The sequence below is a fragment of the Lentzea xerophila genome (assembly GCF_051094245.1).
GTDB lineage: Bacteria > Actinomycetota > Actinomycetes > Mycobacteriales > Pseudonocardiaceae > Lentzea > Lentzea xerophila.
This window is the reverse complement of record NZ_CP194934.1, coordinates 3,857,044-3,880,122: the sequence shown is the minus strand read 5'-3', so window position 1 is coordinate 3,880,122 and position 23,079 is coordinate 3,857,044. Positions and strand designations below refer to the sequence as shown.

The 23,079-nt window shown below is 71.1% G+C and carries 21 protein-coding genes; 12 read left to right on the top strand and 9 right to left on the bottom strand.

Annotation, left to right across the window (positions count from 1 at the left end):
• Positions 1 to 43 precede the first annotated feature (43 nt).
• Positions 44 to 1,273, top strand: coding sequence for an aspartate aminotransferase family protein (locus tag ACRSBM_RS18525; protein ID WP_434444792.1), 1,230 nt, complete (start codon positions 44 to 46; stop codon positions 1,271 to 1,273).
• A gap of 36 nt (positions 1,274 to 1,309) precedes the next feature.
• Here the strand turns inward: ACRSBM_RS18525 and ACRSBM_RS18520 are convergent, their stop codons facing one another.
• Entirely contained in the window at positions 1,310 to 1,465 is a 156-nt protein-coding gene (locus tag ACRSBM_RS18520; RefSeq protein ID WP_434444791.1) for a hypothetical protein, read from the bottom strand.
• A 106-nt stretch (positions 1,466 to 1,571) separates the two neighbouring features.
• Positions 1,572 to 2,114: an SMI1/KNR4 family protein gene (locus tag ACRSBM_RS18515; RefSeq protein ID WP_434444790.1), complete on the bottom strand. Its 543-nt coding sequence runs from the start codon at positions 2,112 to 2,114 to the stop codon at positions 1,572 to 1,574.
• Positions 2,115 to 2,259: 145 nt separating this feature from the next.
• Between ACRSBM_RS18515 and ACRSBM_RS18510 the strand changes: the two genes are divergently transcribed.
• Positions 2,260 to 4,293, top strand: coding sequence for an ATP-binding protein (locus tag ACRSBM_RS18510; RefSeq protein WP_434444788.1), 2,034 nt, complete (start codon positions 2,260 to 2,262; stop codon positions 4,291 to 4,293).
• Between the two features lie 103 nt (positions 4,294 to 4,396).
• On the opposite strand, the gene ACRSBM_RS18505 is transcribed toward ACRSBM_RS18510, so the two are convergent.
• Positions 4,397 to 5,491, bottom strand: a complete 1,095-nt coding sequence (locus ACRSBM_RS18505; RefSeq protein WP_434444787.1) for a hypothetical protein — start codon at positions 5,489 to 5,491, stop codon at positions 4,397 to 4,399.
• Positions 5,491 to 6,732 (bottom strand): nucleotide sugar dehydrogenase, encoded by a 1,242-nt coding sequence (locus ACRSBM_RS18500; RefSeq protein ID WP_434444785.1) that lies wholly within the window; start codon positions 6,730 to 6,732, stop codon positions 5,491 to 5,493. Before ACRSBM_RS18500 ends, ACRSBM_RS18505 begins: the two co-directional genes overlap by 1 nt.
• A 271-nt stretch (positions 6,733 to 7,003) precedes the next feature.
• Between ACRSBM_RS18500 and ACRSBM_RS18495 the strand changes: the two genes are divergently transcribed.
• Together ACRSBM_RS18495 and ACRSBM_RS18490 are read left to right on the top strand one after the other, a co-directional pair.
• The gene (locus ACRSBM_RS18495; RefSeq protein ID WP_434444784.1) at positions 7,004 to 9,949 is read left to right on the top strand and encodes an AfsR/SARP family transcriptional regulator; all 2,946 of its coding nucleotides are present in this window, start codon (positions 7,004 to 7,006) and stop codon (positions 9,947 to 9,949) included.
• A gap of 272 nt (positions 9,950 to 10,221) precedes the next feature.
• Complete coding sequence (locus ACRSBM_RS18490) at positions 10,222 to 10,410, top strand: hypothetical protein (protein ID WP_434444783.1); 189 nt, start codon at positions 10,222 to 10,224, stop codon at positions 10,408 to 10,410.
• Between the two features lie 221 nt (positions 10,411 to 10,631).
• Here ACRSBM_RS18490 and ACRSBM_RS18485 read toward each other — a convergent pair whose 3' ends face one another.
• Together ACRSBM_RS18485 and ACRSBM_RS18480 are read right to left on the bottom strand one after the other, a co-directional pair.
• The gene (locus ACRSBM_RS18485) at positions 10,632 to 10,988 is read right to left on the bottom strand and encodes a 5-carboxymethyl-2-hydroxymuconate Delta-isomerase (RefSeq protein ID WP_434444781.1); all 357 of its coding nucleotides are present in this window, start codon (positions 10,986 to 10,988) and stop codon (positions 10,632 to 10,634) included.
• A gap of 372 nt (positions 10,989 to 11,360) precedes the next feature.
• Positions 11,361 to 11,744: a hypothetical protein gene (locus tag ACRSBM_RS18480; protein WP_434444780.1), complete on the bottom strand. Its 384-nt coding sequence runs from the start codon at positions 11,742 to 11,744 to the stop codon at positions 11,361 to 11,363.
• A 96-nt stretch (positions 11,745 to 11,840) separates the two neighbouring features.
• On the opposite strand from ACRSBM_RS18480, the gene ACRSBM_RS18475 reads away from it, so the two are divergent.
• Both ACRSBM_RS18475 and ACRSBM_RS18470 read left to right on the top strand, forming a co-directional pair.
• Positions 11,841 to 12,641 carry an alpha/beta fold hydrolase gene (locus tag ACRSBM_RS18475; protein ID WP_434444779.1) on the top strand — a complete coding sequence of 267 codons (801 nt, stop codon included), beginning with the start codon at positions 11,841 to 11,843 and terminating at the stop codon, positions 12,639 to 12,641.
• A complete protein-coding gene (locus ACRSBM_RS18470; protein WP_434444777.1) occupies positions 12,638 to 13,819 on the top strand; it encodes a SpoIIE family protein phosphatase in 1,182 nt (393 codons plus the stop codon). Before ACRSBM_RS18475 ends, ACRSBM_RS18470 begins: the two co-directional genes overlap by 4 nt.
• Here ACRSBM_RS18470 and ACRSBM_RS18465 read toward each other — a convergent pair.
• Positions 13,791 to 14,552: an SDR family oxidoreductase gene (locus tag ACRSBM_RS18465; protein ID WP_434444776.1), complete on the bottom strand. Its 762-nt coding sequence runs from the start codon at positions 14,550 to 14,552 to the stop codon at positions 13,791 to 13,793. The genes ACRSBM_RS18470 and ACRSBM_RS18465 overlap by 29 nt on opposite strands.
• Before the next feature lie 99 nt (positions 14,553 to 14,651).
• On the opposite strand from ACRSBM_RS18465, the gene ACRSBM_RS18460 reads away from it, so the two are divergent.
• On the top strand, positions 14,652 to 15,497 hold the full coding sequence (locus ACRSBM_RS18460) for a helix-turn-helix transcriptional regulator (protein ID WP_434444773.1): 846 nt from the start codon (positions 14,652 to 14,654) through the stop codon (positions 15,495 to 15,497).
• On the opposite strand, the gene ACRSBM_RS18455 is transcribed toward ACRSBM_RS18460, so the two are convergent.
• Both ACRSBM_RS18455 and ACRSBM_RS18450 read right to left on the bottom strand, forming a co-directional pair.
• A complete protein-coding gene (locus tag ACRSBM_RS18455) occupies positions 15,484 to 15,957 on the bottom strand; it encodes a GNAT family N-acetyltransferase (protein WP_434453108.1) in 474 nt (157 codons plus the stop codon). The genes ACRSBM_RS18460 and ACRSBM_RS18455 overlap by 14 nt on opposite strands.
• Positions 15,957 to 16,979, bottom strand: a complete 1,023-nt coding sequence (locus ACRSBM_RS18450) for an alpha/beta hydrolase (protein WP_434444771.1) — start codon at positions 16,977 to 16,979, stop codon at positions 15,957 to 15,959. Before ACRSBM_RS18450 ends, ACRSBM_RS18455 begins: the two co-directional genes overlap by 1 nt.
• Positions 16,980 to 17,032: 53 nt before the next feature.
• On the opposite strand from ACRSBM_RS18450, the gene ACRSBM_RS18445 reads away from it, so the two are divergent.
• The 5 genes from ACRSBM_RS18445 (at position 17,033) to lnt (ending at position 23,078) form a co-directional block, all read left to right on the top strand.
• The gene (locus tag ACRSBM_RS18445) at positions 17,033 to 17,614 is read left to right on the top strand and encodes a TetR/AcrR family transcriptional regulator (protein WP_434444769.1); all 582 of its coding nucleotides are present in this window, start codon (positions 17,033 to 17,035) and stop codon (positions 17,612 to 17,614) included.
• Between the two features lie 46 nt (positions 17,615 to 17,660).
• Positions 17,661 to 18,431 carry an SDR family NAD(P)-dependent oxidoreductase gene (locus ACRSBM_RS18440; RefSeq protein WP_434444768.1) on the top strand — a complete coding sequence of 257 codons (771 nt, stop codon included), beginning with the start codon at positions 17,661 to 17,663 and terminating at the stop codon, positions 18,429 to 18,431.
• Positions 18,432 to 18,525: 94 nt separating this feature from the next.
• On the top strand, positions 18,526 to 20,079 hold the full coding sequence (locus ACRSBM_RS18435; RefSeq protein WP_434444767.1) for a sigma-70 family RNA polymerase sigma factor: 1,554 nt from the start codon (positions 18,526 to 18,528) through the stop codon (positions 20,077 to 20,079).
• 97 nt (positions 20,080 to 20,176) lie between these two features.
• A complete protein-coding gene (mptB, locus tag ACRSBM_RS18430) occupies positions 20,177 to 21,604 on the top strand; it encodes a polyprenol phosphomannose-dependent alpha 1,6 mannosyltransferase MptB (protein ID WP_434444765.1) in 1,428 nt (475 codons plus the stop codon).
• Positions 21,591 to 23,078 (top strand): apolipoprotein N-acyltransferase, encoded by a 1,488-nt coding sequence (lnt, locus tag ACRSBM_RS18425; RefSeq protein ID WP_434444764.1) that lies wholly within the window; start codon positions 21,591 to 21,593, stop codon positions 23,076 to 23,078. The genes mptB and lnt overlap by 14 nt, the downstream gene beginning before the upstream one ends.
• Position 23,079: the final 1 nt, after the last annotated feature.

The window sequence follows — 23,079 nt, the reverse complement described above, 5'->3', positions numbered from 1 at the left end:
GTGAGATGGACCTGATGCTCACCCGCTCGTAGCGTCGTCAGGCATGGACACCTTCTGGGACGACGTCGACCGCCACCTCGTCCGCTACGGCGGCACGTTCACGCGCGAGATCATCGACAGCGCGTCGGGGAGCTTCCTGTTCACCGAGGACGGCCGCCGCGTCCTGGACTTCACGTCCGGGCAGATGAGCGCGATCCTCGGCCACTCGCACCCGCGCATCGTCGAGACGGTGCAACGCCAGATCGCGAACCTCGACCACCTGTTCAGCGGCATGCTCAGCCGCCCGGTGGTCGACCTGGCCCGCCGGCTCGCCGGGACGCTGCCCGACCCGCTCGCGAAGGTGCAGCTGCTGACCACCGGCGCCGAGTCCAACGAGGCCGCGCTGCGCCTGGCCAAGCTCGTGACCGGCAAGCACGAGGTGGTGGCGTTCGCCCGCTCGTGGCACGGCATGACGGCCGCCGCGGCCGCCGCCACCTACAGCGCGGGCCGCAAGGGCTACGGCCCGGCCACGCCCGGCAACTTCGCGATCCCGGCGCCGTCCGGCGACTGGCAGGCGCAGCTGGACCTGGCGTTCGACCTGGTCGACGCGCAGTCCGTCGGCTCGCTGGCGGCCTGCATCGTCGAGCCGATCCTGAGCTCCGGCGGGATCCTCGAACCGCCGCTGGGCTACTTCGCCGCGTTGCAGGCGAAGTGCCGTGAGCGGGGGATGCTGCTGATCATGGACGAGGCGCAGACCGGACTGTGCCGCACCGGCACCTGGTACGCGTTCGAGCGCGACGGCGTGGTGCCGGACATCCTGACGTTGTCGAAGACCCTCGGCGCCGGTCTGCCGCTGGCCGCCGTGGTCACCTCGGCGGAGATCGAGGAGAAGGCGTACGCCCGCGGCTACCTGTTCTTCACCACGCACGTGTCGGACCCGCTGGTGGCCGCGGTGGGCAACACGGTGCTGGACGTGCTCGTGGAGGAGCGCCTCGACGAGCGGGCCGCCAAGCTGGGGACGTTCCTGCGCACCGGGCTGGACGACATCGCCGCGCGGCACTCGCTCGTGTCCGACGTCCGCGGGCGTGGGCTGCTGGTGGGACTGGAGATCGCGGACGAGTCGCTGAGCGCGCCGATCACCCAGAAGTGCCTCGAACTGGGTCTGCACATGAACATCGTGCAGATTCCCGGCATGGGCGGGGTGTTCCGGATCGCGCCGCCGCTGACGGCGTCGGAGGAGGAACTGGCGCTCGGGCTGGGCATCCTCGACGAGGCGATCGGGGCCGCCGGCTGACCTCGTGGCCAGTCGTGCGCGGTGAGCCTGTGCCGGTTACCTGGGGGCCGGCACAGGCAGTTTGCCGATCAGCGTGCGGGTCATGCGCCGGATGTCGGCCTCCTCGTGACCGAAGTCCGAGAGGTAGTGGCGCAGCGCGTGCCGCAGCAGGACGAGTTCCTCGTCGGTGAGCTCCAGGGTCGTGGTACCCATGGATCCATGTTAGGCCTGCTCACGCCGTTCCGCGTGCCGGCACGAACCTCCGCATGACAAGGTCTTGTTCACCTTGCGGCACAACAAGTTCCAAGTACTGATTCCGCTACCGGCACCAGGACCGCACGGTCGCCTCGAAGCCGGCGAACTCCGCTCGTGCCGCCGCCAGCACCTCGCCGGGAGTACGCGGCTCGACGCCGGAGTACTTCTCCGCGACAGCGCGAAGCTCGTCGTGCGGCACACCGCTGTCCGCGCCGAACTCGACGGCCTCGTGCGGCCCGACCCCGCCCGCGAGCAGCCACAGGAACTCGCCCAGGCTCGTCGCGACCGGCCCGGTCGCACCCTCCGATCCGAAGAACACCACGGGCTGCGCGGTCAACGGCCCTTCCCGCACCAGCCACAGCGCGGCCAGCCCGCCGGTGCCGTCCTGCCCGAACACCCGGAACGCGTCGCCGTCGCGCTCCTTGTCCCCGGTCCACGCCCTGATCCAGCCGGTCGTCTCCTCGGCGGGCTCGAACTCCTGGTAGGGCTCGTAGTCGATGTTGCCCGGCGACGGCGAATCGGTCTTCTCGTCGTACTCCCACGAGAAGTCGATGCCGCTCAACGCGGTGAGCGCGGCGGGGAACTCCCGGTCGTCAGTGATCTCCACGCGCGCACGGTACTTGACCGGTCCGGCGGCGGACCGCGACTTCGGGACAGAAGGTGGTCACCCCACTGACGCGCCCACAACCCGAGTGATGGCTGAATTCTGCGCCCTCCAAGCCGTAGCGTGGACGGACGGGGAGGCGAGGCCGGTGCGGAACGTGATGTCGGGCAGTGCGGGCAGGGTGGTTCAGGCGTCGTCGATCGGCGCGGTGCACCTGCACAACCAGGAGCCGACGCCGGTGCCCTTCCAGCTACCGCCCGCGCCGAGGTGCTTCGTCAGCAGGCAGGACGAACTGGCGGCACTGGACGGCTGGCCGTTGCTGGTGATCAGCGGTCCGGGCGGCGTGGGCAAGACGTCGCTGGCGCTGCGGTGGCTGCACGACCGGCGCGCGGACTTCCCGGACGGGCAGCTCTACGTCGACCTGGGCGCCCACGCGCCGGACGGGCCGGTCGCGCCGGAGGACGTGCTGGAGTGGTTCCTGCACGCGTTCGGGATGCGGGACGTGCCGGCGTCGCTCGCCGCCCGGCAGGCGATGTTCCGGTCCGTCACGGCCGGGCTGGTCTTCGCGGTGCTGCTGGACAACGCGGTGTCGGCGGCCCAGGTCCGGCCGCTCCTGCCCGCGTCGGGCACGGTCGTGGTGACCAGTCGCTGGCGGCTGAGCTCACTCGGCACCGACGGCGCGCGGCTCGTCGAGGTGGAACCGCTCGGGTTGCGCGATTCCGTCCGCCTGCTCGAGGAGATCGTCAGGGACGACCGGCCGGCGGCCGAACCCGACGCGGCCGGGGAACTGGCCAGGCTGTGCGGCGGGCTCCCGGTCGCGCTGTCGGTGGTGGGCGCGCGGTTGTCGGCACGGCCACGCCGGTCGCTGGGACGGGAGCTGAGCGCGTTGCGTGACGATCGGCTGCCCGAGCTGGACGGGGACGCGTCGGTCGGGTCGGTCCTGGATTTGTCCTATGTGGACCTTCCGGCCCGGCAGGCGCGGCTGTACCGCTTGTGCGCCTGGCTTCCCGGCAGGTGGTTCGGGGCCGGGGCGGCGGCCGCGATGGTCGGTGACCAGGTGGACGACGTCCGCGCGGCGCTCGAAGCCCTCGTGGAAAAAAGCCTGCTCAGCGAAATCGCGGACGACAGGTTCCGCTACCACGACATGCTGCGGACCCACGCGCGCAGCAAGCCCGATGCGGCCAGGGACGAGGGCCTGCGGCGCGCGCTCGAGTGGTACGTCGCCACCACGGTCTCCGCCGACCTGGCCGCGATGCCGGATCGCCAGAGGGTCGGACCGGCCTACCGCGAGACGGCGGCGATGGCGGAGGACCCCGTTGCCTGGCTCGAAACGGAACGGGTGAACCTGGTGTCCGCGGTGAAGTGCGCGCACGAGCGCGGCTGGCCCGGTCTCGTCTGGCAGCTGTGCGAGCCGATGTGGCACCTGTTCCTCAACGGCCACTACTACGCGGACTGGGTCGAGACCCACCGGCTCGCCGTTCCCGCGGCCCGTGCGGCCGGGCAACCGCTGGCGGCGGCCCGGCTCGGCACGCGGCTGGCGATGGCCTACGTCAACCTCCACCGCTACGACGAGGCCGTCGCCGAACTCGACGCCGTGCTCGCGGCCGGTCTGGACGACCCGGTGAGCGAGACGGTCGCGCTGTCGATGCTCGGCCGGGTGCACCTCGACCGTGGAGATCCGGCTGCCGCTCTGCACTGCTACCGGCGGGTCCTCGAGGTACGCGCCGAACGAGGGCGGGACCGCGGGGTCGGGATGGCGCGAAGACGCATCGGTCAGGCGCTGATCGAACTGGGCAGGGCCGGGGAGGCGATCGCGGAGCTCGAACTCGCCGAGTCGCTGCTCACCGATCCGGTGGAACGGGCGCGAGTGCGGACGTTCCTCGCGCGGGCGTGCGCCGACGCCGGCCGGACGGGCCGCGCCAGGTCGTTGCTCGAGTCGGCGAGCAACGACCTGCGCACGTCACCGTTCCACCGCGCGGACGCCCTGGTGCTGCTGGCCACGCTCGCGGACGACCACGGCGAGGCGCGGGAGCACTACCTCGCCGCACTCGGGTGCTTCCGGGATCCCGCCGATCCCGCTGCCGTGCGCGTCCGGGACCTGCTCGAGCGGCACGAGCACGGCCGTGCAGCCGACGTGATCCCCGAGCAGGCGACCGGCGAGCAGCACGGCGACCGCCGCTGACGGCACCGGCCGGCACACCAGGACGTCCGCGAGGCCGTGCCACCGGGCGTCCGCGCTGCCGAGGTGCACCACGAGGAGGTCACCGATCCTGACCACACCCCGGTCAAGCACGGTGCACCGGAACCGGCTCGGCACGGCAGTCCCGCGCGGGTTCCGGCAGGTCGAGCAGGCGGTACATCGTCCGCCGGAGCACGGCCGCAGCCTCGCCGGGCCGGGAGCTGATCGCCAGCGGCACCCGCCGGGCCTGAGGCACGACGGGTGCGCCGGGATCGAGCAGCGGCGCCTGCCGGGCGAGCAGGTCGGCGAAGCTGTCCGGCCTGACCGGTGGCGTGCCGGCGAGGACGACCGGCACGCCGAGGGCCGCCGAGTACTGCGACACCGAACCGTGGTCGCAGACGACGGCATCGCTCGCGATCACCATCGCCCGCCACCCTTCCTCCGGCGGCACGACGATCAGCCCCGGGCAGTCGGCCAGCCACGCGCGCACCTGCCACTCGCCGTGCACCTGCCAGATGTTGGGGTGCAGGACGGCCGCCGTCCTGCCCTGCCGGGACAGCTCGCGGTACAGCGGGATCCTGCTGCCGAACATCGACGCGGGTGACCAGGTCGAGGTGATCGTGACGAGCTCCTCGTCCTCGCCGATGCCCGCGGCGGCCCGGTACCGCGCGCGGAACGGCAGGCTCGCGCGCATCCGGTCGAAGCAGATGTCGCCCGCCACCACGGCGCGCGGCAGGGCTTCGGGACAGGCGTCCGCCAGCAACTCCAGTTCGTCGTCGTGCGCGAGCATGATCGCTTCCGGCACGACCCGCCCCCTGCGCGTCAGCGAGGCGCGGTCGAGGCCGTGCCCGTGCAGGCGCCGGGACTTCGCCGCGCTCGCGCCGTGCGGCAGCACCACGGCCGGGCCGTGCACCAGATCCGTGGCCTGCCCGCTGGCGGCGACGACCAGGTCGAACCGGTGCCGCAGCGCGCTGTCCCACGGCACCGCCAGCAGGCGCCGCGACAGCACGAACTCCTCGGTGCCCGGCGGGGATCCGGGAGGCACCGTGCAGACGACCTGCAGCCGCGGGTCTCCCGCGAGCAGCGGCACCACGTCCATCAACCGGGTCCCGGCGACGACGTGCGGTACCAGCACGAGCACCTGGTGGCACTCCGGCACGGTGACCCGTCTCCCGGCGCCCGGCCCGAACGGCTCCCACATCACGCCACCTCGACGGGGTCGCCGGACGAGCAGTCGAAGACCGGCACGTCGGTGCGCCGGACCGGGTCGTGCGCCGCGTGCCTCGTGATGATCAGCACGAGGTCGGCGGGCGCCGAGACGGGCTGGGACAGCAGCGTCGTCCCGTCGTCGAGCACGAGGCTCGGTACGTACGGGTCGTGGTAGGCCACGTCCGCCTCGCCGGCCAGCTCGTTGAGCACCCGCACCGCGGCGGACTGGCGGACGTTCGCCGTGTCCGGCTTGTAGGTCACGCCCGCGACGAGCACCCGGCTGCGCCGCAACGGCGGGAGACCGCGCGCGGCGAGCGCCTCCCGCACCCGGTGCACGGTGTGCGCGGGCATCGCGTTGTTCACCGCGATCGCCGCGTCGACCACCGGCGAGTGCAGGCCGTGCCGGCGCGCGCTGGCGGTGAAGAAGCCCGCCGACACCGGGATGCAGTCGCCGCCCGCACCGGGGCCGGGCCGGTGCCGCAGGAACCCGTACGGCTTGCTGCCCGCGGCCTCCAGCACCTCGTCGACGTCGACGCGGTGGACGCGGCACAGCGCCGCGAGCTCGTTGGCAAGTGAGATGTTCACCATTCGGAAGGTGTTTTCAAAAATTTTCACCATCTCGGCGACCCGTGGCGAGCTCACGGCCACGACCCGGTGCGCCACCCGGCTCACGAAGCGCACCGCGCGTTCCGTGCACTGCGGGGTGTAGCCCGCCACGACCCTCGGGACGGTGTCGACCGCGACGTTGCCGGGATCCGTGCGCACCGGCGAGTGGGCGAGGTGGAAGTCCAGTCCCGCGCACAGGCCCGACACGGCCGCGATGCGCGGCAACACCACTTCCTCGACGGTGCCCGGCGCGCAGGTGCTCTGCACGACCACGAGCGCGCCCGGCCGCATCGCCCGTGCCACGTCGTCGGCGGCCCGCGTCAGCAACGACACGTCGAGCCTGCCGTGCCGATCCGCCGGCGTCGGCACGCACAACACGTAGACACCCGCGTGCGGCAGGCCGTCCGCGTTGTGCCGCAACGAAAGCCGTCCGCTTGCCAAGGCCGCGGCGAGGTCGTGGCCCGCGACCGTGGTGAGCCCGCACCCCGGCCGCTGCTCGCTGATCTCACGGACCCGTTCCGCGCTCGCGTCCACGCCGAGAACGGTCATGCCGGACCGCGCGGCGGCGACGGCGGTCGGCAATCCGGTGAATCCGAGTCCGACGACGGCGATGTCGATGATGTCCACAACGCACCTCCCAATGAGTTTTGTGGACACCACGGTGCGGTCCCGCTCTGCTCGAATCGCTTTCCGTGCTCTGTGAGTCCGCTGTAAGCGCAGGTGGGACGGCGTGGCGGCGCAATGGTGGCGGCGTTTTCCAGGCGTGCTGGACTGATTGTGGTTTCACGCCGCTTTCAGTACGCCAATCCGGCGTCGAATTCACAACATCGCTGGAAAGTCACCGTGATGCAGAGCACACTGTGCGGGGGAGAGAAGCACCTGGCGAGGGGTGGCGCGGGTGGAGATCGCATTCAGGATTCTCGGGCGAACCGGCCTGAGGACGGCAGATGGCTTCGGCGTCGACTGGGGGAAGCCGAAAGATCGTGCCGTGCTCGCGGTTCTGCTGTTCTACGCGGGCAGGCCCGTTCCTGTGCGCACGTTCCTGGAATGGGTGTGGCCGGACGACTGGCCCAGCAATCCCTACTCGACCCTGCAGACCTACGTCGCGCGGATCAGGCAGGCTTTGCAGGAGGCGGGTCTGCCGGGCGTCATCTCCAATGTGGAACGCGCATACCAGCTGGACGTCGACCGTTCACTGATCGACTTCTACGCTTTCACGGAGCTCGCCGGGAAAGCGAAGGCGGCGGCCTACCAGGCGTCACCGGATTTCGAGAAGGCGTGCGCATTCTCCGAGGAGGCGATCAGGTTGTGGACCGGCGAACTGTTCGCCGACCTCGACAGCACCGTCGCCTGCGAGCGCCGCGACTCGGTGGTGCGCTACCACTACCTGCCGGCCATGAACGGCCTGCTGTACGGCCTGGGCAAGCTCGGCCGGTACGAGCAGATGCTGGTGCACCTCAACGAGATCCAGCCCGAGCACGAGCTCGACGTGATGCTGGCCCGGCATCGCCTGATGGCGTTGTTCGGGCTGCGCAAACGGGTCGAGGTCGTGCAGTACCACCTGCACGTCCGGCGCCAGATCCAGGCGAGGATCGGCGACGGTTCGGAGGAAGAGCTCCGGATCCTGTTCGAGGAGCTGCGCTCGCAACACGCCCGGCACAGCACTCCCGCGCCGCCCGGTCCGCGACCGCGCTACCTCCCGCACGGTGCCGAAGCGTTCACCGGACACGAGAAGACGTTGGCGGAACTGAACAACCTCGTTTTCCCGCACCCGCAACCACGCCTCATCGCGCTGGACGGACCTCCCGGAGTCGGCAAGACCACCCTGGCGTTGCACTGGGCGTGGTCGGTGCGGGAGAGGTTCGCCGACGGCTACTGGTTCGCCTCGCTCGACGGCGTCGCGCACGGCCCGCGGGTCGAGGCTCACCAGGTCGTGAAGGACCTGCTGGCCGAGTTCGGCGTGGCGGCCGACGCGATCCCGTCGCTGGAGACCCGCACGGCCCGGCTGCGCGAACTGCTGGCCAACCGCCGCATGCTCGTCGTGCTCGACAACGTGGCGGACACCGATCACGTGCGTTCGCTGCTGCCGGCGCTGTCGAACTGCGTCGTGCTCGCGACCAGCCGGTCACGCCTGAGCGACCTCGCCGTCCACGCCAACGCCCGCTGCCTGACCGTCGAGCCGCTCGCTCAGGACGACACCATCGCGTGGCTGCGCAACCGGCTGGGCGACCGGGCTTCGTCCGCTCCGGAGGCGGTGGCCAGACTGGCCGCGCTGGCGGACGGCATGCCGCTCGCGATGGGCCTGATCGGGGAGCAGGTGGCGGCCCAGCCGCGCCGATCGCTCGACGACTTCGTCCGCGTCCTGGCGACCGGCCGCGCGTTGCTGTCACTGAACAACGGCTCGTCCGGCAGCATCCGGAACGCCTTCGAACTGTCCTACCGCAACCTGACACCCGCGCAGGCCGAGCTCTTCCGCCTGCTCGGCCTGCACCCGGTGCGTGAGGTGTCGCTCGACATCGTGGCCGCGCTGGCCGGCGTCGAACGAGAGGAGGCGCGGCACCTCGCCGACTCCCTGGTGTGGACCCGGCTGGTCGACTCGGCGGACGGCGACCGCTACCGCATGCACGACCTCCTGCGTGAGTACGCGGCGGAACTGGCGGAACGAGGCGAGTACGCGGCAGAACGCGGAGCGGCGGTGGAACGGATGCTCGCCTGGTACACGCACACGGTCCACAACGCCGACCGCCGCGTAGTCGGCTTCCGTCAGGAGGTGCCGATGCTCGCGCTGCCCGCCGGCGTGAGCCCGCGCCAGTTCGCCGACGAGGACGACGTGGCGCGGTGGTGCCTCCAGGAGGAGGGCGCGCTGGTCGGGGTGATCCGGCACGTGGCCGGCCCGGACCAGATCTGGCGCCTGGCCAACTCCGCGGGCGAGCTCTTCTCGCGGTACCTGCGCAACGACACCGTGGTCGCGGTGATGGAGGCGGGCGTCGCCGCCGCACGGGAGTCCGGCGAGATCGACGTCGTGGTCGACACGTTGCAGAACCTGGGCTTCGTCCACATGACGGTTCGCCACGACCACGAGTCCGCCGACCGGTGCTTCCGGGAGGCACGGGCGATCTTCGGCGACCGCGACGACCCCGAGACGCTCGCCGTGCTCCTGCGCAACCAGGCCGAATGCCTGCGCGGAGCCCACAACGTGCCCCGCGCGATCGAGATGTACCAGGAGGCGCTCGCGCTGGCCGTCACCGAGGACACGAGAGCCGGGATCCTGCACCGGCTGGGCGTGGCGTGCGGCCAGGGCGGCCGGCTCGACGAGGCGGCCTCGCACCTGTACCAGGCCCAGCACCTGAGGGAGAAGCTCGGCGACAACCTCGGCCACGCGCGCAGCCGGCTCGCCCTCGCCCAGCTCGCCTTCGACCTCGGGGACTCGTTCGGCGCCAAGGCCAACTGCCACCTCGCGCGCTCCCTGTTCCAGCTCGCCCACTTCGGTCCAGGGGAGGCTCGCGCGCTGACGCTGCTCGCCGCGATCGTCAAGGCCGACGACCTGGAGCTGGGGCGGTACTACGCGACCCTCGCGATCGAGCTGTGCCGGGGCGTCGACCGGGAAGCGGAAGCGGTGGTGCTGGACGTCCTGGGGCAGATCGCCTGGAAGGCGGGGGAGCTGGAGCCGGCGGTCGAGCACTGGCAGGCCTCGTTCGCGGCGTTCCGGGACATCGGCGACAGCAAGGCCGACCTGATCGCCGCCCATCTGGACGAACTCGCGCGATTCACGCAACCCGAGATACCTCAGGCACGTCTTTCATCTCAGACGGACGAACGGGCGGGCGGCGAAATCGTGCCGTAGTCTTCGTGCGATGGAATTGTTCCTCCAGTCACCGTATTGGGGGTCCACCATTCTGGTGCCTCTTTCACGGAAAGTGCATCCGTTTTCGCGAAAAGGGGTGCGCGCAATGCCGCTTGATCGAAATTGGTCTCGACCAATCACGGTCGGGGTACGTCAGGGCTGCGGCGCGTAGGGGCGGCGCGAGCTGGGACAGGGCGATGCAGGATGATCTATCCGGTCGGGGACAACATCGGATAGAGGTTTGAATGAGCACTCGTCCCAAGACTGGGTCTGTGGCCTCGTTGGGCCTGATCGCAGCCGCTGCGATCATGACCTTGACGGGCCCGCTCGGGGCCACGCCGGCCGGCGCAACCACCGAGCGGTCATCTGAGGACGTTCCGGCGTATGCAGGCGACCTGGAGACGGACTCGATGAAATTTGGCTCGATCGATGTGGATCGTCACGCCCAGGTGATGATCTGACCTAGAGCCTCAAAGCTCCGACTCGGCTGCCACCGGGTCGGAGCTTTGACATTAGCGGGTGGTGGCGGGACCCGATGACGATCCGAGGATTTTTCCCCTAATTGGGCGTGCGATCGACTTCAGTTAATTCCGCTGATGGTGGCTGAAGTGCTTGGCTGCTCGATAAAGGGTTGTCCACAGGGTCTGCGTTCCATAAGCAATTCGCATGGGCGCATCGGTTTTCAGAGCACCAGCTTCTGGTACTGCTCGCGATCCAGGTCGTACACCTCCAGCGTGACCTGGGTCGGCAGTCCCTCCACCGGCTCGAGGTGGTCCCGGGCGATCTCGATGCTCACCCGGCCCACCTCCTGTTTGAGCTCGACCGGCCGCCCGGACAGCAGCCCGACCCGGATGTGGATCATCGCCGCGGGGGAGCCATCCCCGATCACGGACTCCTCGATCTGCCGCAGCCGCGTCTTGAACGCGGCCTCCTCCGAGCTGACCAGCGGTGAGAGCGTCCGGTGCAGCGCGACGGCGAAGGCGCGGCGGTCGAACGCCTCGCTCAGTTCGGCGGAGTAGTCGACGGTGATCTGTGGCATGAGCTCACGCTACCGGCGGCGATCACCTCGCGGACCGTGTCACGGCGCAGATCATCGTATGGGATCCCGCACCACCGGTCCGGCCCGCCAGGGCGCCCGTCCGCTTCGAGCAGGGACCACGATGACTGCAAAAGGGCGGGTCGTATCCCTAGAACCTGCTTCATGCCACCCCCAGGGAAAGTCAGGACCAGCGGTTCGGCCCACTGCCGCAGCCGGAACCCGAGCCCGCTCGCAGAGCCGGACGGCACCGGTGTCGGACGCGAGCACGTGCGGGAGCGTCGTCCCGCTCCCCGGATGCCGTGCGCGACGGCCGGCAAGTGCCGGGTTCCAGGCCGTGTTCCTCCGTCTGATCAGGACGCTCACCGGGGTGCGTCAGCGGGCGGAGGCGCCGCCGAGCCGGACCCGGCGGCGGGGAAGGCGGACCTGCGCGACCGCGCAGATGCCGAGCGCGCCGCACCACCCGGCGAGCACGGCCGCCCAGGTCGGCTCCCACCCGGGCTGGCCGAGCCGCAACACCCAGCTGGCACCGAAGAGCAGGAGAGCGGCCAGTACGGCGAGGTCGCGTCCGGACGTGCGGACCGCCGTCTCGCCGAACAGCCGGTCGAGCCACTGCGCCGCCATCACCGCGATGCCGAGCAACAGGCCGGCGGTGATGAGGTGCCAGGCCGCGGTGGCGAGCGCGGCGCTTCCGGTGAGCAGATGCAGCACGTCGATCACCGCCGCGGTGGTCAACAGCGCGAGAGGCAGAACGGCCATACGGCGCAACATGGTGGTGGTCCTTCCCCTGAGCATCTGGGGCGGTGGTACCCGCGTCGACTGGAGATCACACCGTGGCCACCTAGAGTATGTCTGGTGGATGTCGTGCGCAGGAACAACGTCGTGGTGACCGGTAGCGAGTCCGGCCCGGCCGTGGTGCTCGCGCACGGCTTCGGGTGCGACCAGAACCTGTGGCGCCGCGTGGTCCCCGGCCTCGCCGAACGGTGCAGGGTCGTGCTGTTCGACCACGTCGGGTGCGGGCGTTCGGACATCTCGGCCTGGTCGGCCGACCGCTACGGCGACCTCGGCGGGTACGCCGACGACGTCCTCACCCTCTGCCGCGAGCTCGACCTCGAGGACGTCGTCCTGGTCGGCCACTCGGTCAGCGCGATGATCGGGGTGCTGGCGGCCAACGCGGAGCCGGAGAGGTTCGCGAAACTGGTGCTGCTCACCCCGTCACCGCGCTACGTGGACGACGGCGACTACCGCGGCGGGTTCAGCCCGCAGGACGTCGACGAGCTGCTCACCGCACTGGAGTCGAACTACCTGGGCTGGTCGGCGGCGATGGCGCCGGTGATCGTCGGCAACCCGGACCGGCCCGAGCTGGGGGAGGAGCTGACGAACAGCTTCTGCCGGACCGATCCCGAGATCGCGCGTGTCTTCGCCAGGGCCACGTTCCTGTCCGACAACCGCGCGGACCTGCTGAAGGTGACGGTCCCGACGCTGGTGATCCAGTGCGCGGTGGACGCGATCGCGCCGCCCGAGGTCGGCCGGTTCACGCACGAGCAGATCGCCGGCAGCCGGCTGGTGACGCTGGACGCGGTCGGCCACTGCCCGCAGCTGAGCGCGCCGGAGGTCACGACGGCGGCGATCCTCGACTTCGTGGACTCCCGATGACCTGGCCTGACCAGCCGGTGTTGCCCGAGGAGAGCGCTGAGGACCTTTACGACAACGCTCCGTGCGGTTACGTCTCGACGTTGCCGGACGGCACGATCGTGAAGGTCAACGCCACGCTGCTGGGCTGGCTGGGCCACTCCGCCGACGAGCTGGTGGGGCGGAGGAGGTTCGCCGACCTGCTCACGGTCGGTGGCCGTATGTACTACGAGACCCACTTCGCCCCGTTGCTGCACATGCAGGGCGAGGTCGGCGAGGTGGCGCTGGAGATGAAGGCCACGGACGGCACGCGGCTGCCGGTGTTGCTGATGTCGGTGGTGAGGTCCGGGTCTGGCACGCCGCTGATCCGCACCGCCGTGTTCATCGCCCGCGACCGGCGTGCGTACGAGGAAGAGCTGCTGCGGGCCAGAGAACAGGCCGAGCGGGAGCGCGACCGGGTGCAGCAGCTCGCGAGGACGTTGCAGCAGACGCTGCTGCCGCCCGCTCTGCCCGACGTGTCCGGCATCCAGGCCGAGGCCTTCTACCACCCGGCGTCGCTCGACCAGGTCGGCGGCGACTTCTACGACATGTTCCCGCTCGGCGGCGGCACCTGGGGGTTCTTCCTCGGTGACGTGTCGGGCAAGGGGGCGGAGGCGGCGGTGGTGACGTCGCTCGCGCGCTACACCCTGCGTGCGGCGGCGGTGCACCAGCCGGAGCCGACCGGTGTGCTCGAGCACCTTAACACCATGCTCTACCAGACCACCCCACGCCTGTGCACCGTCATCTACGGCCGCATCCGGCCCGGTGACGGCGGTGCCACCGTCACGCTGGCCAACGGCGGGCACACCCCACCGCTGCTGGTCCGCGCCGACGGCACCGCGGAGCTGGTGTGGATGACGGGAGGCCAGCTTTTGGGTGTGCTGCCGAACCCCCGGTTCACCACGGCGGAGGTGCACCTCGCGCCGGGCGACGCCCTGCTGCTCTACACCGACGGGCTGACCGAGGCCAGGGTCGACGCGGACACCCGCTACAGCGAGGAAGCGCTGCTCGGCGACCTGCGCGGCCTCGCCCCGGCCACCGCGCCCGCGGTGATCGAGGCGGTGGCCCGGTTGCTGACCAGCCTGGGCGACGGCGTCGAGGACGACACCGCCCTGCTGGCGTTGAGCGTTCCCCTCACTTCCCGTGCGGGTCCGCACTGTTGAGCGCCGCTACCACCTGGTCGTAGTCGCCGCGCGCCTCGCCGTAGCGCAGGAACTTCACCCGCTCGACCTGGATCTCGCGCAGGTCGGACTGGGTCTCGATGATGCTCATGGTCTCGGCGATGTACTCGTCGAGCGGCATGGCGTTCTCGTTCTCCGCGTGGCCCGGCAGCAGGTCGCTCCGCACAGCCGGTGGCACCAGTTCGACGACCTCCACGGAGGTGTCCGCGAGCTGCAGGCGCAACGACTCGCTGAGCATGTGGATGGCGGCCTTGGACGCGTTGTAGCTCGGCGTGACCTGCAGCGGCGTGAAGGCGAGGCCCGAGGAGACGGTCATGATCGTGGCGTGCGGGCGGGTCTGGAGGTGCTCGACGAACGCGGCGATCAGGCGGATCGGGCCGAGGACGTTCGTCGTGACGGTGCTTTCGGCGGACTCCAGGAACTCCGCGCCGCGCCAGTCCTCGACGCGCATGATGCCGGCCATGGCGATCAGCACGTTGAGCTCGGGGAAGCGGGCGATCACGTCCTTGGCCACGGCCTGCACGGAACCGGCGTCGGCGGTGTCGATGCGGACGGTCTCCACGCCGGGGTGCTCGGCGGCGATCTTCTCGAGCAGGTCGGTGCGCCGGCCGCCGACGATCACGGTGTTGCCGCGCTCGCGCAGGGCGAGGGCGAGCGCCAGGCCGATGCCGCTGGTGGCGCCGGGGATGAAGACGGTGTTTCCGGTGATGTCCATGCACCGAGCTTCGGACCTGCGGCAGGGGTGCGGCAGAGAGCGCTTGTCGGGGGATCGGCGATCCCTGGTTGACGTTCGCCGGGCCCGCATACTGGGGTCATGGATCGGGTGGAGCTCGCGGCGTTCCTGCGCCGCCGCCGGGAGGAACTGCGGCCGCAGGACGTCGGCCTGCCGGTGGGGGCGCGCAGGCGGGCACAGGGTCTGCGGCGTGAGGAGGTCGCGGCGCTGGCCGCGATGTCCACCGACTACTACACGCGGCTGGAACAGCAACGGGGTCCGCAACCCAGCGAGCAGATGCTGGCCGCGCTGGCCCGCGCGCTGCGGCTCAGCGACGACGAGCGCGACTACCTGTTCCGCGTCGCCGGCCGCAACGCCCCGTCGCCGCAGCTCACCGCCACGCACGTCGCGCCGGCGTTGCAACGGGTGCTGGACCGGCTCGACGACACGCCCGCGCTGATCCTGTCCAACCTCGGCGAGGTCCTGGTGCAGAACCGGTTCGCGGAGGCGTTGTACGGCGACTCCTCGCACTTCACCGGCCTCGCCCGCAGCGGCATCTACCGCTGGTTCACCGACCCGGCCGAGCGGCTGATCTACCCCGAGGACGACCGGGACCGGCAGGGCCGCGCCCAGGTGGCGAACCTGCGTGCCGCCTACGCGTCGATGGGTCCGCGCTCGCGCGCCGGTGAGCTGGTCCGCGTCCTGCGCCGGGAGAGCGCCGAGTTCGCCGAGCTGTGGGAGCGGCACGAGGTCGCGAAGCGGTTCGAGGACCACAAGGTGATCGTGCACCCGCGGCTCGGCGAGATCGAGGTCGACTGCCAGGCGTTGTTCACCGAGGACCAGTCGCAGGCGTTGCTGGTGCTGACCGCGCCGCCGCGCACCGAGGCGTTCGAGAAGCTGCAGCTGCTCGGCGTGCTGGGCACGGAGGAGTTCGTCAGCCCAGCCTGAGGATCGTCTCCTCGATCTCGGCTTTCCGTGCCGCCGCATAGCCGACGTCGGTGCCGACGATCTCGAAACCCGCCCTGGTCAGCACCCGTAGCGAACCGGCGTTGTCGCTCGCGACGCGCGCGTGCAGCGGCCGGACGGTGACCTCGTCGAGCAGCAACGCCACCGCTCGTCCCGCCACGCCCTGCCCCCACACGGCGCGGTCGACCCAGTAGGTGATCTCGGTGTCGCCCTCGATCACGAAGCTCGCGATGCTGCCCACGACCCGCCCGTCGGCCACGATCACCCTGTTCGTGGTCTCCGGGTTCGCGAGGTTGCGGCGGGTGTGGGCGTCGAAGGCGGCGCGGTCGTCCGGATCTTCTGTGGTGAACGCGGCCATCGCCACCGATTCCGGGTCGCGCATGAGCTCGAACAGGACGTCCAGATCGGCGTCCTCGACGGGCCGCAGCGTCACTTCACTGATCATCGAGCCAGCTTATTCGCGAGCCACGCCAAGGAAAGCGGATAGCGGTAGTCGATCGCGCCGTGACCGGCGTCGAAGAGTTCGAAGTGGACGCGCTCGGCAGGCAGGCCAACCCGTGTGATCTCCTTGTGGAACGCCTCGGCACCCAGGTCGAGGAAGTACTCGTCCCTGGTGCCGGCGTCGATCCACACGGCCCTGAGCGAGCGGACCGCGTCGGCGTTGCCCGCCACCATCCGCACCGGGTCCCAGTCGAGCCAGCGCTGCCAGACCTCGGGTTCCAGCGCGCCGGTGACCGGGTCGAACGGCAGTTCCGGCGTGCCGTCCTCGCGCGCCGAGTAGCAGGCGGAGACACCGAGAACCCCGAGCAGGGTCATGTCCTCGGGCTTGGTGAACGCCGTCCGGCCCTGGAAGTCCGCCCACCACTTCTGGATGTCGTGGTCGTATCCGCGCAACGCCCGTGCGGCCTTGCCGAAGTCCGGGGGAAAGCAGAGTTCGTAGAGCGCGTCACCGGCGTGCGTGGCCAACGCGCCGAACAGGTCCGGCCGCAGCATCGGCGTGATCATCGCGCCGAACCCGCCCGACGACTTGCCCGCGATCGCCCGCGACTCGCGGTCCGGAATCGTGCGGTAGTGCGCGTCCACCCACGGCACGATCTCGTCGCACAGGTACGAGTGGTAGCGGCCGGTGCCGGGGGAGTCGACGAACTGCGACCCGCCGTACGTCGTCCACGCGTCGACGTAGACGACGACGCACCCCGGGGTCCCTTCCGCGAACACCGCGTCGGCCGTCTCGATGAACGGCTGGCGGAACGGCCCGCGGTTCGCCCACATCGCCACGTGCCCGGTGTAGCCCTGGATCAGGTAGACGGTGGGGTAGCGCTCGGCGCTGTCGTCGTAGCCCGGCGGCACGTACACCCACAGCGGCCGCTCGTGCGGGTCGCCGAGCGGGTTGCCGCGCAGCAGTGCGGAGTCGACGGTGCGCCGGTCGAGCCGACCGGAAAGTGTGCCCTCCCACGGAAGCATGGTCCCAGTCAACCACAGTGGACCCGCTAGTCCAGAAAATCTAGGCTTGGGTCATGGCACTCACGGCGAAGGGGCGCGCGACCAGGCAGCGCATCATCGAGGGCGCGGCGGCCTACCTGCGCGGCGACGACCCGGCGGGCGTGACGCTGGACGACATCCGCGCGATCACCGGCACCAGCAAGGGCCAGATCTTCCACTACTTCCCGGACGGCAAGGAGGAGCTCTTCCTCGCCGTGGCCCGGCACGAGGCCGAGCGCGTCCTCGACGACCAGCAGCCGCACCTCGGCGCGCTCACGTCGTGGGCGGCGTGGGAGCGGTGGCGGGACTCGGTCGTCGCGCGGTACCGGGCCCAGGGGCGGCACTGCCCGCTCGGCGCGTTGATGGGGCAGCTGGGCAGCACACCGGGTGCGCACGAGGTCGTCAGCGCGTTGCTGGGCCAGTGGCAGTTCCACCTGCGGCAGGGGGTCAGCGAGATGCAGCGGTCCGGTCTGGTGCGCGGGAACCTGGACCCCGAACGGGTCTCCGCCGCGTTCATCGCGGGCGTCCAGGGCGGTGTCCTGGTGCTCATGTCGACGGGAAGCGTCGTGCACCTGGAGGCGGCGATGGACACCCTCATCGACCACCTCCGAGGCTGAACTTCTGGACTTGCCGGTCCAAAAATTCGCTCCTAACTTCGAGGGCATGGCACAACGTCTGCAGGGCAGGACAGCCCTCGTCACCGGTTCCACCAGCAACATCGGCCGCTCGATCGCGGTCGCCCTGGCCGAGGAGGGAGCGCACGTCGTCGTCTCCGGGCGCGACGAGGCGAAGGGAGCGGCGGTCGTCGCCGAGATCCGCGAGAAGGGCGGGAAGGGCGGCTTCGCCCGCGCCGACCTCGACGGCACCTCCGCCGCGAGCCGGGCGCTCGCCGCCGAGGCCACCGACCTGCTCGGCGGGCGCGTCGACATCCTCGTCAACAACGCCGGCATCTACCCGCCGTCGTCCACCCCGACTGCCGACGAGGAGATGTTCGACCGGGTCTTCGGCGTCAACGTGAAGGCGCCGTTCTTCCTCACGCAGGCCCTCGTCCCCGCGATGATCGGCGCCGGTGGCGGCGTGGTGATCAACCTCGGCTCGTGGATCACCAGGCTCGGTGTTCCCAGCGGATCCATCTACAGCGCCAGCAAGGGGGCCATGGAGACGTTCACGCGCGCGTGGGCGTCGGAGTTCGGGTCGCAGGGGATCCGGGTCAACGCCATCTCGCCCGGCGTCATCGCCTCGGCGGACTGGGACGACTCCACCCGCGGGTACGCGGACCGGATGATGCACGGCACCCCGGCTGGCCGGTCCGGGCACCCCGGCGAGATCGCCGCCGCGGCCGTCTACCTGGCCTCGGACGACGCCGAGTTCGTGCACGGCATCGTGCTGGACGTCGACGGCGGGCGGACCGGCGTGGCGGTCGTCGCCGTGTGACCTGGCTCACCAATCAGTCCGGTTTCTGTGACCTGAGGTGAGACTCGCCGGTCTCCCATGGCGTACGGACAGTTGCCGGGTGAAGGGTGCGGAAGTGACGGGTCGGGAGTGGCTGGGGCAGGTGGACGCGGAGCAGGTGCAGGCCGCGCGGTCCGGTGATCGGGCGTCGCTCGACGCCGTCGTCGCGGCCTGCCTGCCCCTGGTCTACAACGTCGCCGGTCGGGCGCTGCACGCCGTCGCGGATGTCGACGACGTGGTGCAGGAGACGATGGTCCGCGTGATCCGCGGCATCGACGCGCTGCGGGAGCCGGACCGGTTCCGGTCGTGGCTCGTCGCCGTCACGATCAACCAGGTCCGCGAGCACTACCGGCGCCGCGGCCTCGCGCCGGCGCCGCTGGAGGAGTACGACAGGGCCGATCCCGGCGCCGAGTTCGTCGAGGTCGCGCTGTCCCGCCTGCACTTCGCCCAGCAACGGCGTGAGGTGGACGAGGCCGCGCGCTGGCTCGACCCGGCCGACCGCGAGCTGCTCGCGCTGTGGACGCTGGAGCGCGTCGGCCAGCTGAGCAGGGCCGAGGTGACCGACGCGCTCGACCTCGGCGCCCACGCCGTCACGGTGCGAGTCAGCAGGCTCAAGGGCCGGCTCGAGACGATCCGCCACCTGGTGCGCGCGGTGTCGGCGGAGCCGCGCTGCGCCGCTCTGGACAGGGCGGCGCAGGGCTGGAACGGCGAGCCGAACCCGTTGTGGCGCAAGCGGCTCCTGCGCCACGTCGACGAGTGCGGGCGCTGCCGTCGCGGTGTGGACGACGCGATGCCGGTCGAACGCGTCCTGACCGGCGCCGCCCTGCTCGTGATCCCCGCCGCCTACCTGCCGCACCTGCTCGAGAACCTCGCCGACGTCACGCCCGAACCCGCGGCGCTCGTGTCCGAACCCACTCACCTCGCGGAGGCGACGGGCGTGTTCGGCAAGCTCGCGGGCATCGCGAGCGGCAAGCCGGTCCTCGTCGTGGCGGGCGCCGCGGCCATCTGCGCACTCGTCGGCGTGGCCGGCACCATGGTCCTGTTCCCGTCCGACCAGCCGGCCGCCGTGGCGATTCCCGACACGCCAACCCGGACCACGCTCACGACGTCGTCTTCGGTGGCGGACACCACGTCGTCGCCCGCGACGACCACGACCACCACGACGACGACCACCACGCAGACGCCGGAGCCGGTTCGCGTCGCCACACCGGCGGAACGCGTCCTCGCGCTGATCAACGAGACCAGGGCGGCCGCGGGCCTGCCGCCACTGACCGTGGACCCGGCCCTCGTCGTCGCGGCCGACCGCCACACCAGGGCGATGATGAGCAACGGCTGCGGCCTGTCGCACCAATGCCCCGGCGAGAGTGGCCTCGGGGAGCGCAGCACGGCGGCGGGCGTCCGGTGGAGCTCCGTCGCGGAGAACGTCGGCAAGGGCGGCCCGGTCAAGGACGACATCGCCGCGATCTCCAGGATGGCGCTCGGCCTGACCCAGGCCATGATCGACGAGAAGCCGCCGAACGACGGTCACCGCAAGAACATCCTCAGCAGATCCTCCACCCGGATCGGCATCGTGGTGGTCCGCGACGCCAAGGGAACGGTGTGGATGACCCACGACTTCGCCGGAGGTTGACCGACTCTCGGCTAGAAAAGATCATCCTTCAGGCGTACATCGAGAGGCGACCACAGTCGGACGCGTGACGATCCGTCCGGAAAGCACTGTCTCTTCCGTGCAGACGCCGACCGTCACCTACCGCTGGCCGACCGCGGTCACCACCACCGACACCACCCCGGACCTGCTGCGCTGGACGGGGTTCGGCGGCGCGGTCCTGCTCACCGCCGGGGCGTGGGCGGTGAGCGCCAGAACGGGGGCGTTCGCGCTGGGGGCCGCGATCGCGGGCGCCGGGCTGGTCGTGCTGGCGTGGGGACTGCTCGGGCGCACGGCGCCGGACGCCCACTGGCTGCGCCGGACGCTCGCCTGGTGGTGCGGGCCGCTGCTGGTGGCGCCGCCGCTGTTCAGCGGGGACGTCTTCAGCTATCTCGCCCAGGGGGAGGTGGCCGCGCGGGGGCTCGACCCGAACGTCGTGAGCCCGGCGGCCGGGGCGAGCGCGGAGGCGGTGGCGCGCGTCGGGGTCTACTGGCGGGAGACGCCGTCGCCGTACGGGCCGCTGTTCAGCACGGTCGAGGGGATGATCACCCGGATCACCGGGGGCGACCCGGTGCTCGGCATCGCGCTGTACCGGCTGGCGGCGGTCGCGGGACTGCTGCTCGTCGTGTGGGCGGTGCCCCGGCTCGCACGGATGGCGGGTGTGCGGGAGCGTGCGGCGTTGTGGCTGGGCGTGCTGAACCCGTTGGTGCTGTGGCATCTCATCGGCGGTGTCCACAACGACGCGTTGATGCTCGGACTCATGCTGTCGGGCACCGTGATCGCGTTGCAGGCGCTGCCCGAGCTGAAGTGGTGGCCGTTCACCGCCGGTGTCGTCCTCATCGGACTCGGAGCGCAGGTCAAGCTGCCCGCGCTGGTCGCGCTCGCGGTCGTCGGCACCGCCCTCGCCCGCAGGCTGGGCGGCGGCTGGGTCCGGTTCGTCCTCGCCGGCCTGGGCATGGTGGCCGCCGCGGTGGTGGTGTCGGTCGCGACGTCGATGGCCGGAGGGGCGGGGTTCGGCTGGGTGCGGGCGCTCGGCACGCCGTCGAAGATCAACAGCTGGATGGCGCCGACCAACTGGCCGGGCTATCTGGCGGGTGCGGTGTTCGGCCCGGAAAGCGGTCAGGCGATGATTTCCTCGGCACGGATCGCGGGGCTCGTGCTGATCCTCTGCGGGATGGCGGTGGTGGTGCACCGCCAGTTGCGCGGCGGGATCTCTCCGGTGACGGCGCTGGGAATGATGATGAGCTTGGTCGTGGTGCTCGGGCCGGTGGTCCAGCCGTGGTACCTGCTGTGGGCGGTGCTGCCACTGGCCGCCTGCCTGCCGGTGGGGACGTGGCGGATCAGGGTCGCCGTGCTCACCGGGGTGTTCGCGCTGCTGGTTCCGCCGCTCGCGGGCAACTTCTCCGGTCGCGTGCCCGAGCTGGTGATGGCCTACGTGCTGGGGATCGCGCTGGTCGGTGGCGCGTACCTCGTTCTGCGCCGGGCGAGGGTGTCCGTTGCACAGGGCTGACTTCGCGCGCTACGGCGCGGCCTCGGTCGGCGGTCTCGCCCTCGCGCTGAGCTTCCCGCCGCGAACGCTCTGGTGGCTCGCCGTGCCCGCGTTCGTGGTGCTGTGGCTCGCGCTCAAGGGCGCGGCCGCCCGCCGCTCGGCCGGCCTTGGGTTCGCGTTCGGGCTGGCGTTCTTCCTGCCGCACCTGTGGTGGATCCAGCACTTCCTCGGCGCGGACTTCGGGCCCTGGCCCTGGCTTCTGCTCAGCGCGTTGATGGCGTTGTTCGTCTGCGGCGTCTGCTCGCTGTTCCCGCTGGTCTCCCGGCTGCCCGCCGCACCGGTGTGGGCGGCGGCGCTGTTCGTGCTGCAGGAGACCGCGCGCGGCCTGGTCCCTGCCAACGGCTTTCCCTGGGGCCGCGTCGCGTTCGGTCAGGTCGACGGCCCGTTCGGGCAGCTCGCCGTGGTCGGGGGCGCGCCGCTGGTGACGTTCGCGGTGGTCCTGACCGGGTTCGGGCTGGCCGCCTGGGTGCGGTGGTCCCGCGCCTGGGCCGTGGTCCCGATCGCCGCGGCACTCGCCGTCGGTCCGCTGATCTCGGTCGACTCGCAGAGCGGCCGGCGTACGGTCGCCGTCGTCCAGGGCAACGCCCCGGACATCGGGCTCGGCCTGCTCACCGAGGGCGCCACCCTGCGTGCCAACCACCTGCGCAAGACCGGCGAGCTCGCGGCGCTGATCCGCGGCGGGGCGCTGCCGAAGCCGGACCTCGTGGTGTGGCCGGAAAGCGCGACCAGGACCGGTGACCGCGACCCGGTGCTCGACGCCGCCATAGCCGACCTCGGCGTGCCGACCCTGGTGAGCGCGTCACGCGGCGGGCAGAACGCCGTCATCGCCTGGGACCCCGCCACCGGCGCGGGCGAGTCCTACGCGAAGCAGGAGCTCGTCCCGTTCGCCGAACACATCCCGCTGCGTTCGCTCGCCCGGATCTTCACGCCGTTCGCGGACCAGGCGGACCTCGAGGCGGGCACCGAACCGGGAGTGCTGGACATCGCGGGAACGCAGGTGGGCATCGGCATCTGCTACGAGGTCGCCTACGACTACGTGCTGCGCGAGAGCGCGGCCGCCGGTGCGCAACTGCTCGTGGTGCCGACGAACAACGCCTGGTACGGCCGCGGCGAGATGACCTACCAGCAGCTCGCGATGGCCCGCCTGCGCGCGATCGAACACGGCCGCGCCGTCGTGGTGGCGGCGATCAGCGGCGTGAGCGCCGTGGTGCGCCCGGACGGCAGCGTGGTGCAGTCGACCGGGATGTTCACCGACGAGCTGATGGTCGACACCGTGCCGTTGCGCACCGATCTGACGTTCGCCACCAGGTTCGGCGGCGCGATCCACATCCTGCTCACCGGCGCGGCGTTCGCGGCGTGCCTGCTGGCCTTGTGGTCACGCCGGCGGCCGCGATCGGAAGCGGAGCCCCACGCCCGGCCAGCCGGCCCACGGTGAC